The sequence below is a fragment of the Pseudonocardia sp. ICBG1293 genome (assembly GCF_020131355.1).
Lineage (GTDB): Bacteria > Actinomycetota > Actinomycetes > Mycobacteriales > Pseudonocardiaceae > Pseudonocardia.
The window spans coordinates 1-11,507 of the sequence record NZ_JAHLEL010000056.1; the positions used below are offsets into that span (position 1 = coordinate 1).

Annotated in this window: 14 protein-coding genes and 1 pseudogene; 8 read left to right on the top strand and 7 right to left on the bottom strand. The window is 74.1% G+C overall.

Features of this window, described 5'->3' with window-relative positions:
* From KPF47_RS32770 to KPF47_RS32785, 4 genes are all read left to right on the top strand, one after another.
* Positions 1-241: AI-2E family transporter (locus tag KPF47_RS32770; protein ID WP_224392627.1), on the top strand; the 241-nt coding region annotated here is incomplete at its 5' end.
* A 44-nt stretch (positions 242-285) separates the two neighbouring features.
* Positions 286-1,905 carry an SDR family oxidoreductase gene (locus KPF47_RS32775; protein WP_224387587.1) on the top strand — a complete coding sequence of 540 codons (1,620 nt, stop codon included), beginning with the start codon at positions 286-288 and terminating at the stop codon, positions 1,903-1,905.
* Between the two features lie 156 nt (positions 1,906-2,061).
* On the top strand, positions 2,062-2,583 hold the full coding sequence (locus tag KPF47_RS32780; protein ID WP_224387588.1) for a dTDP-4-dehydrorhamnose 3,5-epimerase family protein: 522 nt from the start codon (positions 2,062-2,064) through the stop codon (positions 2,581-2,583).
* Between the two features lie 170 nt (positions 2,584-2,753).
* Entirely contained in the window at positions 2,754-3,065 is a 312-nt protein-coding gene (locus KPF47_RS32785; RefSeq protein WP_224392628.1) for a DUF3040 domain-containing protein, read from the top strand.
* Positions 3,066-3,117: 52 nt separating this feature from the next.
* Here KPF47_RS32785 and dnaB read toward each other — a convergent pair whose 3' ends face one another.
* From dnaB to rpsF, 5 genes are all read right to left on the bottom strand, one after another.
* On the bottom strand, positions 3,118-4,524 hold the full coding sequence (gene dnaB, locus KPF47_RS32790; RefSeq protein ID WP_224392629.1) for a replicative DNA helicase: 1,407 nt from the start codon (positions 4,522-4,524) through the stop codon (positions 3,118-3,120).
* A gap of 640 nt (positions 4,525-5,164) precedes the next feature.
* Positions 5,165-5,611: a 50S ribosomal protein L9 gene (gene rplI, locus KPF47_RS32795; RefSeq protein WP_224392630.1), complete on the bottom strand. Its 447-nt coding sequence runs from the start codon at positions 5,609-5,611 to the stop codon at positions 5,165-5,167.
* A 14-nt stretch (positions 5,612-5,625) separates the two neighbouring features.
* Entirely contained in the window at positions 5,626-5,862 is a 237-nt protein-coding gene (gene rpsR, locus KPF47_RS32800; protein WP_020623471.1) for a 30S ribosomal protein S18, read from the bottom strand.
* Positions 5,863-5,916: 54 nt separating this feature from the next.
* On the bottom strand, positions 5,917-6,441 hold the full coding sequence (locus KPF47_RS32805) for a single-stranded DNA-binding protein (RefSeq protein WP_224392631.1): 525 nt from the start codon (positions 6,439-6,441) through the stop codon (positions 5,917-5,919).
* Between the two features lie 11 nt (positions 6,442-6,452).
* On the bottom strand, positions 6,453-6,767 hold the full coding sequence (gene rpsF / locus KPF47_RS32810) for a 30S ribosomal protein S6 (protein ID WP_224392632.1): 315 nt from the start codon (positions 6,765-6,767) through the stop codon (positions 6,453-6,455).
* Positions 6,768-7,094: 327 nt separating this feature from the next.
* Between rpsF and KPF47_RS32815 the strand changes: the two genes are divergently transcribed.
* Positions 7,095-7,862: a deoxyribonuclease IV gene (locus KPF47_RS32815; protein WP_224392633.1), complete on the top strand. Its 768-nt coding sequence runs from the start codon at positions 7,095-7,097 to the stop codon at positions 7,860-7,862.
* 7 nt (positions 7,863-7,869) lie between these two features.
* Here KPF47_RS32815 and KPF47_RS40590 read toward each other — a convergent pair whose 3' ends face one another.
* Positions 7,870-8,991: a response regulator transcription factor gene (locus tag KPF47_RS40590; RefSeq protein WP_224392634.1), complete on the bottom strand. Its 1,122-nt coding sequence runs from the start codon at positions 8,989-8,991 to the stop codon at positions 7,870-7,872.
* Between the two features lie 189 nt (positions 8,992-9,180).
* On the opposite strand from KPF47_RS40590, the gene KPF47_RS32825 reads away from it, so the two are divergent.
* Positions 9,181-9,663, top strand: a complete 483-nt coding sequence (locus KPF47_RS32825) for an FAD-binding oxidoreductase (protein ID WP_224392635.1) — start codon at positions 9,181-9,183, stop codon at positions 9,661-9,663.
* The gene (locus KPF47_RS32830; RefSeq protein ID WP_224392636.1) at positions 9,564-10,550 is read left to right on the top strand and encodes an FAD-binding oxidoreductase; all 987 of its coding nucleotides are present in this window, start codon (positions 9,564-9,566) and stop codon (positions 10,548-10,550) included. Before KPF47_RS32825 ends, KPF47_RS32830 begins: the two co-directional genes overlap by 100 nt.
* Positions 10,551-10,593: 43 nt before the next feature.
* Here KPF47_RS32830 and KPF47_RS32835 read toward each other — a convergent pair whose 3' ends face one another.
* Positions 10,594-11,271, bottom strand: coding sequence for a CoA pyrophosphatase (locus tag KPF47_RS32835; protein ID WP_224392637.1), 678 nt, complete (start codon positions 11,269-11,271; stop codon positions 10,594-10,596).
* Here KPF47_RS32835 and KPF47_RS32840 point away from each other — a divergent pair.
* Positions 11,270-11,507: pseudogene (locus KPF47_RS32840) on the top strand (hypothetical protein); the annotation flags it as partial. The gene KPF47_RS32835 and the pseudogene KPF47_RS32840 sit on opposite strands and share 2 nt — an antisense overlap.

Here is an 11,507-nt window from a genome sequence, read left to right on the forward strand (position 1 = left end):
CCACGTCCTGCAACCGGTGCTGATGGGCCGGGCGGTGCGGCTGCACCCGCTGGCGGTGGCGCTCGGCGTCGCGGTCGGGGTGGTCCTGGCCGGGATCGCCGGCGCGCTGCTCGCCGTCCCGCTGCTGGCCGTGCTCACCGCCGCCGTGCGGTCGCTGGTCGCCTCCCGCGAGGTCGCGCCGCGGGCGGTGGACCCGCTGCGCCCCCGGGAGGCGAACCCGCCGCCCGCCCTGCCGGGCTGAGCGCAGGCCCTGCCGCACAGGGCCTGCGGTGGGACGATCGCGCGGTGCGTTATCTCGTGACGGGTGCGACCGGATACATCGGTGGGCGGCTCGCGCCCCGGCTGCTGGGCCACGGCCCCGAGCCCGACCTGGTCCCGGACCCCTCCGCGGGCCCGGTGCACGTGCGCTGCCTGGTCCGCGACCCGGACAAGCTCGCCGACGTGCCGTGGGCCGCGGACGCCGAGGTCGTGCAGGGTGACCTGCTCGACCCGGACAGCGTCCGCGCGGCCTGCACGGACGTCGACGTCGTCTACTTCCTCGTGCACTCGCTGTCGGACTCCGACTTCGCCGCCACCGACCGGCGGGCCGCGCTGATCCTCGGCGAGGCCGCGCGGGCGGCCGGGGTGAAGCGGATCGTCTACCTGGGCGGGCTGCACCCCGACACCGGTGCGGGGACGCTCTCGGCCCACCTGGCCTCGCGGGTGGAGGTGGGGGAGACGCTGCTGCGCTCCGGGGTGCCGACGGTCGTGCTGCAGGCCGCGGTCATCCTCGGCTCGGGCTCGGCCAGCTTCGAGATGCTGCGCTACCTGACCCAGCGGCTCCCGCTGATGGTGACCCCGCGCTGGGTGCACAACCGGATCCAGCCGATCGCGGTGCGCGACGTGCTGCGCTACCTGATCCGGGTCGCCGAGATCGACGCGCCGGACGCCGAGCTGAACCGGACCTTCGACATCGGTGGCCCCGAGGTCCTCACCTACTACGAGATGATGCAGCGCTACGCCCGCGTCGCCGGGCTGTCCCGGCGCCGGGTGCTCCCGGTACCGGTGCTGTCACCGTCGCTGTCGGCGCACTGGATCAACGTCGTCACCCCCGTCCCCAAGTCGATCGCGAAGCCGCTGATCGAGTCGCTGGTGCACGAGGTCGTCTGCTCGGAGGACGACACCAAGGCCAGGATCCCGGACCCGCCGGGCGGGCTGATCGGCTACGACCGCGCCGTCGAGCTCGCGCTGTCGCGCATCACCGACGGCGAGGTCGAGACCCGCTGGTCGGGTGCGACGGTGGCGAACGTGCCGTCGGACCCGCTGCCCAGCGACCCGGAGTGGGCCGGTGGCGACGTCTACCTCGACGAGCGCGAGCAGGCGTGCGCCGCCACCCCGGAACGGCTGTGGACGGTCGTCGAGGGCATCGGCGGGGAGCGTGGCTGGTACTCGTTCCCGCTGGCCTGGTCGGTGCGGGGCTGGATGGACCGCGCGGTCGGCGGCGTCGGGCTGTCCCGCGGCCGTCGTGACCCGCACGACCTGCGTACCGGGGACGCACTGGACTGGTGGCGGGTGGAGCGGCTGGTCGAGCCCGGTGGACCCCGCCCGCCGGGCAGCGACCGCGGCCCCGAGGAGGGGCTGCTGCGGCTGCGCGCGGAGATGAAGGTGCCCGGCCGGGCGTGGTTGGAGATGTCGGTACGTCCCCGTCCGGGCGGGTCCGTCTATCACCAGCGGGCGGTCTTCATCCCGCACGGCCTGCCCGGCTACCTGTACTGGTGGTCGGTCGCGCCGTTCCACGGGATCGTCTTCGGCGGGATGGTCCGCAACATCACCCGCACCGCCGAGCGCAACGACGACGCACCCTCCCCGGCGAGCCGGCGTCCGGCCTGGCTGCGGTCCCGCCCGCACCGCGACCGGGCGGCCTGACCGGCCGCGGGTCGGGGGCCTCCGATGCCCCGATCGGAGCAACGTGGACTCGCGCTGCGTCACCGCGGGCAGGTCCGCTCGTTGTCGTCTCCGGTACCCCACCCGCAACCCACCGCGCGTCCGTCGCTCGCGGTGACCGGACCCGAGGGAGGTCGAGTGGACGTCGTACGGACCGTGGTGCCCGGTGCGCTGCTGCTCGACCGGAGCGCCGACGGCACGTCCACCGCCCCGGACCTCACCGCCCTCACCGCGCGACGACGCCGTCGCCCCGCCCGCGACGCGGTACTCGGTCTCTTCGGCCACCCCGGCGACCCGGTGCTGCTCGGCGTCCCCCGCGACAGCGGCTACGCCGTCGTCATCGATGCCCGCCCGGACGCGGACACGTTCGGCAGGCTGGCCGTCGCCCTGCTCGAGGGGCCGCAGCAGCTGCTGGTCCCGCCGGGCTGTCTCTACGGGGTCCAGTCCGTCGCGAGCGGGACCGTCGTCGAGCTGCGCAGCGCGTCGCGCCTCCCGCGCCGCGAACGCTTCGACGTCGACCCGGACGACCCGGACCTGGCGGTCCGCTGGCTGCGCCCGCGCCCGGCCCGGACCCCGGGGACCGCCCGGTCCTGGGCCGCGCTGATCACCAGACTCGGCGCCCCCGCCGGCCCACGCCGGGACCGCGTCTCCCTCTGGTGACCCCGGGCGCCCGCTCCGCTGTGAGGACGGGCGCATGTGAGCCGTCCGGCCCGGCCACGGAGATCACGAATCGATCACGTAACGTCGGGACCAGGCCGGATCGACGACGCCCCGCGCCGGACGGCGGCACGCGCGTGTCTGCCGGGCCGCAGACACGAGAGGTGACCGGGGTGCTGAGCGAGCGTGAGAACCGTCGGCTGCACGAGATCGAGGTGCAGCTGCGGCTGACCGACCCGCGGCTGGTCCGCCGCATCGCCGCGCTGAACACCGCGCTGCACGCCCCCGCCCGTCGCGGCGGGAACCTGCTCTCCGGGTTCGTCCGTGACCGGCGCACCGTGCACGGCGCCGGCCCGTTCCCGACGATGCTGCTCGGGGCCGTGCTGGTGAGCGTCCCGGTCGTCGTCGCGGGGATCCTGGTCGCCGGCCTCGCCCTGGCCGTCGCTGCCACCACCGGGCCCCAGACCCGGCCCGGTACCGCCTGACCGCTCTCCGGGGGCGGGCACGCGGCCCGTCCGGGCCCGGGGCCCGGTGGCCTCAGCCGTGGGCGAGGTCGGAGAACCGGCTGTAGTGCAGCTGGTGCGCGACGGTGATCGTCGTGGTCGGGCCGTTACGGTGCTTGGCCAGGATTAGGTCGGCCTCACCGGCACGCGGGTCGTCGTTTTCGAACGCGTCGGGGCGGTGCAGCAACACGACCATGTCGGCGTCCTGCTCGATCGAGCCGGACTCACGCAGATCGGCCAGCATCGGCCGTTTGTCGGTGCGCTGCTCGGGACCACGGTTGAGCTGGCTCATCGCCACCACCGGGACCTCGAGCTCCTTGGCCAGCAGCTTGATCTGCCGGGAGAACTCCGAGACCTCCTGCTGACGGGACTCGACCTTGCGGCCCGAGGTCATCAGCTGCAGGTAGTCCAGGATGATCAGCTTGAGGTCGTTGCGCTGCTTCATCCGGCGCGCCTTGGCCCGGATCTCGGTCAGCGTCAGGTTCGGCGAGTCGTCGATGTAGAGCGGAGCCTCGGAGATCTCCGACATCCGCCGTGCCATCCGCGTCCAGTCCTCGTCCGACATCCGGCCGGCGCGCATGTCGGCCAGCCGGATCTGGGCCTCCGCGGACAGCAGACGCATGACGATCTCGGACTTGCTCATCTCCAGGGAGAAGAACGCGCTGGTCATGCCGTTGCGGATGGAGCAGGAGCGGGCGAAGTCCAGGCCCAGGGTCGACTTGCCCAGACCCGGCCGGGCCGCGACGACGATCATCTGGCCCGGGTGCAGACCGTTGGTGACCTGGTCGAGGTCGGCGAACCCGGTCGGGACACCGGTGGCTTTCCCCTGGGAGGCGATGGCGTCGATGGCGTCCATCGTGGGCTGGAGGAGCTCTTCGAGGACCGTGTAGTTCTCGGTGGTGGTGCGCTCGGTGACCTCGTAGACCGCGGCCTGGGCACGGTCCACCGCGTCGTCGACGTCGCCGCCCTCGTTGCCGTGGTAGCCCAGCTGCACGATCCGGGTACCGGCCTCGACCAGCCGCCGCAGGATCGCTTTCTCGCCGACGATCTCGGCGTAGTAGGCCGCGTTCGCCGCGGTGGGCACGGTCGCGATCAGGGTGTGCAGGTAGGGCGCGCCGCCGAGGCGGACGAGCTCACCGCGCCGCTGCAGCTCCGCCGAGACAGTGACCGCGTCGGCGGGTTCGCCGCGGCTGTAGAGGTCCAGGATCGTCTCGTAGACGGTCTGGTGCGCGGGCCGGTAGAAGTCCTCCGGCTGCAGCACCTCCACGACGTCGGCGATCGCGTCCTTGCTCAGCAGCATCCCGCCCAGCACCGCCTGCTCCGCGGTGAGGTCCTGCGGGGGCTGACGGTCGAACGTCGCACCCTCGCCCGGTCCGGAGGCCTTCTCGCCGTCACGGACCGCACGGGGCTTGTTGCCGGGACGATCGTCCGTCAGAGCCATACGCAGCGTCACCCCCGGTGGACACGGTACCAAACGCACGTTCGACGCGCGAGTGGTGCGTCCTGCCCACCCGCGACCGTCGTCGGTGATCTACCGGCCGGCCCGGTGCCCGACGGGCCGCGACGGACGCGACCCGTGGGACACGGCGCTCGCGTCCCGGTACGACGACAGTAGGTCGGCCGGACCGCGCCTGGCGAACCGACCTGGTGATCGATCTGGGGATGAACTGTGCACGGATGCCGCCCGTCCCGGGACCGTGCTGGGGACAACTTGGGGACAGCGCACAGGATCGGGCTGTCTTGCCTGCTCAGGGGCATGTTCACAGCTGTGGACAACTTTGCTCTGGCGTGTCGTCGCACGCCCCGTACGGGCGTGTCGGAGCGCCCGGCGGGCCGTTCGCCGCCCGGCGCGTCCACAGGCCCGCCCGACGAGTGGAGCGTCACCGGACGGCGTGTCGGCTGCGTGACAAGACATTCCGTCCGGGGTCGTCCGATCGGTGTCGATCGTCCATCCGGGACTGCGGACCGTGTGTGCGACGCCCGTCCGGGACGTCCCGGACAGACGACAGGGCGGTGCCCGGAGCACGTGGCTCCGGACACCGCCCTGTTCACTGTCGGTGGTCGTGCGACCACCGGACCGCTCAGCTCGCGACGACCGCGATCGGCAGCTCGGTGGTGACCTCCGGGTGCAGGCGGACCTGCACCTGGTGCTTGCCCAGGGTCTTGAGGTGACCCGGGACGTCGATGCTGCGCTTGTCCAGCAGCGGGCCACCGGCCGCCTTGACGGCGTCGACGACCTGCGCCGGGGTGATCGAGCCGAACAGACGGCCCGTGTCGCCGGCCTTGGCCGGGACGCTCACGTTGATGTTGCGCAGCTGCGAGTCGACCTGCTGGGCGTGGCCCAGGTCGCGGATCTCGCGGGTCTTCTGGGCCCGGCGGATCTGCTCCACCTGCTTCTCGGCACCACGGGTGGCGACGACCGCGAGCTTGCGCGGCAGCAGGTAGTTGCGGCCGTAGCCGTCCTTGACCTCGACGATGTCACCCGGGGCACCCAGGTTCGGGACGTCGGCGTTGAGGATGAGCTTCATCTGTCTCCCCTTCCTCAGCGAGCGGTCGAGGTGTACGGCAGCAGGGCGACCTCGCGGGAGTTCTTGACCGCGACGGCGACGTCCCGCTGGTGCTGCCGGCAGTTGCCGCTGACCCGGCGGGCGCGGATCTTGCCGCGGTCGGAGATGAACTTCCGCAGCAGACCGGTGTCCTTGTAGTCGATCAGCTGGGCCTTGTCCTTGCAGAAAGCGCAGACCTTCTTCTTCGGCTTGCGCACGATGGCCTTGGCCATGGTGGTGCTCCTGGAGATCGTCCTCCGCCCGTCACGGGCGGAGAGGTGCGTGGATCAGAAGGGGGGCTCGTCGTCGGACGCGGCGCCACTGCCCGCGGGCGGGGCCGAACCCCAGGGGTCGTCATAGCCGCCGCCGGAGTTACCTCCGCCGCCGGAACCGCCGCCCTGTCGGCCGCCACCGCCGCCGCCGCCGAAGCCACCGGAGCCTCCGCCCCGGTTGACCTTGTTGACCTTGGCGGTCGCGTAGCGGAGCGAGGGGCCGACCTCGTCGACCTCCATCTCCACGACGGTGCGCTTCTCGCCCTCCTTGGTCTCGAAGGACCGCTGGCGCAGGCGACCCTGGACCACGACGCGCGCGCCGCGGGTCAGGGACTCGGCGACGTTCTCCGCCGCCTGGCGCCAGATGTTGCAGCGCAGGAAGAGGGCCTCGCCGTCCTTCCACTCGCCGGACTGGCGGTCGAAGGTGCGCGGGGTGGACGCCACGGTGAAGTTGGCGACCGCGGCGCCGGACGGGGTGAACCGCAGCTCGGGATCCGCCGTCAGGTTGCCCACGACGGTGATGACGGTCTCGCCGGCCATGACGGCTCCAATCAGCGGGCGGCGGGCGCCGGCGTGCGGGTGATGTCCTTGCGCAGGACCTTGGTGCGCAGCACGGACTCGTTCAGGCCCAGCTGGCGGTCCAGCTCGGTGACGGTCGCCGGCTCCGCGGTGATGTCGAGGACCGCGTAGATGGCCTCGCCCTGCTTCTTGATCTCGTAGGCCAGGCGGCGCTTGCCCCAGACCTCGATCTTCTCGACCGATCCGCCGTCGTTCTTCACGACGGTGAGGAACTGCTCCAGGGACGGCTGCACGGTGCGCTCGTCCAGGCCGCCGTCGAGGATGACCATGACCTCGTAATGACGCATGAGAACCACTCACCTCCTGTGGACTCGAAACGGTCACGACCCGGACGGCCGTGACAGGAGGTTCTCAGTGCACCCCGACAGTTTCCGGCGGATGCACGGGAGCTGCGGGGATGCCGGTACAGGCTAGCAACGCCCGTTCCGGCTCCGACCTGCGGGTACGCGCTCCCCCGGATCCCCTCGACGGGTCCGGGGCGACACCGGGCGCCTGCCCGGCGGTGTCCGGGGTCCCCACCGGGCACACCACCGGGGACCGGGCGGGCCGGTGCGGCCGGCCTGCCCGGTGACCGGCGGCCGACCGCTGTCGGAGGTCCTCGCTACCGTGCCCGCATGCAGATCGGAGCACACGTCCGCGACGCCGAGGACCCGCTGGCCGCGGCCGCCGAGGTCGGCGCCGAGGTGATCCAGCTGTTCCTGTCCGACCCGCAGGGCTGGAAGAAGCCGCCGCCGCACCCGCGGGCCGCGGAGCTGGCCGCCTCGGACGTCGCGGTGGTGGTGCACGCGCCCTACGTCGCGAACGTCGCGTCCCCCAACAACCGGATCCGCATCCCCAGCCGCAAGATCGTGCAGCAGCACCTGGCCGGCGCCGCCGAGGTCGGCGCGTTCGGCCTGGTCGTGCACGGCGGCCACGTGACCAGGGACGACGACCCGGCCGTCGGGATCGACAACTGGCGCAAGTTCGTCGAGCGCCAGGCCGGCGAGCACGGGTTCGACGTGCCCGTCTTGATCGAGAACACCGCGGGCGGCGACAACGCCATGGCCCGCCGGTTCGATGCGCTGGGCAGGCTGTGGGACGCCGTCGGCGAGTTCGGCGTCGGGTTCTGCCTGGACACCTGCCACGCCTTCGCCGGCGGCGAGGAGCTGGCCGGGATCGTGGAGCGGGTGATGGCGATCACCGGCCGGATCGACCTGGTCCATCTGAACAACTCGCGCGACGCGTTCGACTCGGCCCGCGACCGGCACGCGAACATCGACGACGGGACGATCCCGCCGGACGAGCTGGCGGCCGTCGTCGCGGCGGCCGGGGCACCGGTCGTGGTGGAGACGCCCGCCGAGGGACAGGCCCGCGACATCGCCTACCTGCGGGAGAACGCCTGAGGCAGGCTCAGGCGGTGCCGGCGAACCACCCGGACGGGGTGAGCCCGGCCCCGATCTGCAGCCGCGGGGCGTACTGGTCGAAGTAGACCCGCGCGGTGAGCTCCCGCCTGCTGCGGACGCCGACCCTCGCGAACACCGACTTGAGGTGGTCCTGGACCGTCCACGCGGACAGGTGCAGGGTGCGGGCGATCTCCGCGGTGTCCGCGCCGCGCAGCACCAGGCCGACGACGTCGCGCTCGCGCGGGGTCAGCCCGAACGCCGCGGTGACCAGCGGGACGATCTCCGGCGGCCGGGCCTCCTCGATCGTCACCACGACCTGCCCCCCGGTCCCGTCCGGCCCGGCCAGCGGCGACGCGTGGGCCACCACCCAGTGCCCGGAGCGGGTCCGCAGCCGGGTCCGGGGCGGCTGCGGCAGGTGCCCGGCGGCGTAGCGGCGGGCTGCCCGGATCAGCCCGACCAGCGGGAACGGGAGCGCCCCTCCGGCATCGCCACCGAGGTCGGTGAGCCGCTCCCCGACACCGGGTCCGCCGTGGGTGACCGCGCCGTCCCGCCCGACCACGAGCACCGCCGGACCGTCGGCGACCCCGGGCCCGTCCGCGACGGCGCCCGCGACGAGACCGGCCCGCATCCCGCGCCCGAAGAGCCGTCCGACGTCGGTGGCGTACTCCTGCTCGGCGGGGCTGAAGCCGCGCCGGTCGTCGCGGAACAGAGCCACGAAGCCCCAGCGCGCGTCGTCGGTCGCAGCGGTGAAGCGCAGCTCGTCACCGAACCCGTAGACCGGCGAGAAGAACTCGTCGAAGCGGCGCAGGCGGCTCAGGTCACCACCGGTCTCGGCGAGCGCGGTGGTCACCCCGCCGGGCCGTCGGAACACGTCGAAGGAGTTGTAGAGGTCGACGACCTCGTACTCGTGGTGGGCCCAGAGGTCGTCGTTCTCGTCGGTGAGGTCGGCCTTGACCACACCGGTGACGATCTCGGTCGCCGGGTCCACGGTGGCCAGGCAGGCCGCCGAGAACGGCAGTGCCGAGCGCAGCAGGTCCAGCGCGGTCAGTCCGAAGGCGGGCGCGTCGAGGCCGGCCGACGCGAGGGCGGCGAGGCGTTCGCGGACGCGCGCCGGGGCGGCGGTGGGCACCGTCCGAGTGTCGGGAGCACGACCGTCGATCTCCATCGTCAGAAGTGGGGAAGCGGGCGCGACCACGCTGCCCGGATCGGGTGTCCCAGGTTCCTGGGGTGCCGGCCGACCAGGTCCGGGGGATGGGGCGGCGGACCGCGGCGACCCAGGCTCGTGGGGACCGCACGACCCCCGTGAACGGAGCCCGCCATGACCACCTCGTCCCTCGCCCGACCCGTCGCCGCGCTCGCCGCCGCCGTCGCGGGGCCGGTCCTCCTCCCCACCGACCCCGGCTGGGCGCAGGAGGTCGGCGGGTTCAACCTCGCGCACGTCCCGACCCCGGCGGTCGTCGTCGGCGCCACCGGGGAGCAGGACGTCGCGGCCGCCGTCCGCTGGGCGGCCACGCAGGGGATGCGGGTGGCCGTCCAGGCCACCGGGCACGGCCTGACCGGTGATCTCGACGACGTCGTACTGGTCTCCACCCGCCGCCTGACCGGTCTCGCCGTCGATCCGGTCGCCCGCCGGGCCCGGGTGGAGGCGGGCGTGCGCTGGCGGGCCGTGCTCGACGCGCCGCACCGCACGGGCTCGCGCCGGTGTGCGGGTCCAGCTCGGGCGTCGGGGTCGTCGGGTTCACCACCGGCGGTGGCCTCGGCCCCCTCGGCCGACGGCACGGGTTCGCCGCCGACCACGTGACCCGGTTCGGGATCGTCACCGCCGACGGCGTCGTCCGGACCGTCGACGCCGGGTCGGAACCGGACCTGTTCTGGGCGGTCCGCGGTGGCCGGGAGAGCTTCGGCATCGTCACCTGGATGGAGTTCGGGCTGGTCGAGCAGCCACGGTTCCACGGCGGCGGGATCTTCTTCGACGGTGGCGACGCGCCCCGCCTGCTGCACGCCTGGCGCGAGTGGGCCCCCGGGCTGGGGGAGGACACGTCGACCTCGATCGCCCTGCTCGCGCTCCCGCCGGACCCGGCGCTGCCGCCGGAGCTGCGGGGCCGGTTCGTCGTGCACCTGCGCCTCGCCCACCTCGGTGCGGCCGCCGAGGGGGAGGCGCTGCTCGCACCGATGCGGGCGGCCGCGGTGCCGCTGCTCGACGGCGTCGGTGAGCTGCCGTGGGCGGCCGTCGACGCCGTCCACTCCGACCCGACCGACCCGATGCCGGTGTGGGACCGCGGCGCCGTCCTGGACACGCTGCCCGCCGACGCCGTCGACGCTGTCCTCACCGAATCCGGCCCGGACAGCTCGTCGCCGCTGGTGCTCGTCGAGCTCCGGCTGCTCGGCGGGGCGCTCGCCCGGCCCGCGACGGTGCCGAACGCGGTCGCCGGGCGGCACGGGGCCGTCTCTCTGTACTGCCTCGGCGTACCCGCGGGGCCGGAGGCGGCGGTGCAGGTCCCGGCCCGGGCCGCGGCGCTGCTCGACGCCGTCGCCCCCTGGACCCGCGGCGGGCTGGTGAACCTGGCCGGACAGGCCGCACCGGACACCGTCGCCGGCTACTGGGACGACGACACCCGGCTCCGGCTGGCCGCGCTGAAGCGCCGTGTCGACCCGGCGGGCGTGTTCGGCGGCCCCGTCACGGCCTGACGCGCGGTCGCGCACCGCATCAGCGCATCAGCGCATCAGCGCATCAGCGCCAGGCGAACACCGGCTGCTCGAGGTGCGCCACCCGGGTGGCGCGCCCGTGCAGGACGACCTCGCGGAACTGGTGCAGCACCGCCCCGGTGGGGGCGTGGACGTACCGGTCGAACAGCGGCACCTGGATCACCGGGGCGTCGGACTCGGGGATCGTGAGGAACCGGGGCTCCCGGTCGATCTCGGCCAGCGGCGGGCGGTACAGCTCGGCGACCTCGTCCGGGTTGGGCGTCGGTTCACCGGCACCGCCCGCCCACAGCACGACCGGGGTGATCACGTAGCCGGACCGGGTCGGGTAGTCGTCGAGCAGGCCGAGCACGCGGTCCGGGCCGAGCTCCAGGCCGATCTCCTCGGACACCTCGCGGCGTCCCGCCTGCTCGGCGGTCTCACCCGGGTCGAGCCGGCCGCCCGGCAGGGCCCACTGCCCGGAGTGCGCGCGCAGCGACCGGGCGCGCCGGGTCAGGACGAACGCGACCTCCTCGGCGAGCCGGCCCGCACCGGTGGCGCCGGGGACCGGCATCAGCGTCAGCGTGACCGCGGCGGCCCGCTTCCCCGCCCGGTCGGCCTCCGAGGCGGCCCGGCGCTCGGACGGGGGGAGCGTCGTCAGTGCCGCCTCGACCCGCTCCCGCAGCCGCTGCTGCACCCGGTCGGGGACCACCACGTCGTCGGCCATGGACCGATCGTCGCACCCGGCCGGCCGCCGCACAGGTCCCGGCGCGGCCGCGCACGTCACACCCCGGGGGGGCGGCGCCGCGGGTCCGTCCGCCGGGTCGTGCCGTGGGCGGGTCGCCCGGGACGGCCAGGGCGCGGGCGCGCCCCGCGCGGCCGTCGGCGCGGGTGGCACCGGAGCCACGCCCCCGGAGCCGGCACCGGAGCCGCCGTCCCGGCGCCGCCGCCCGCCCCGCGCGG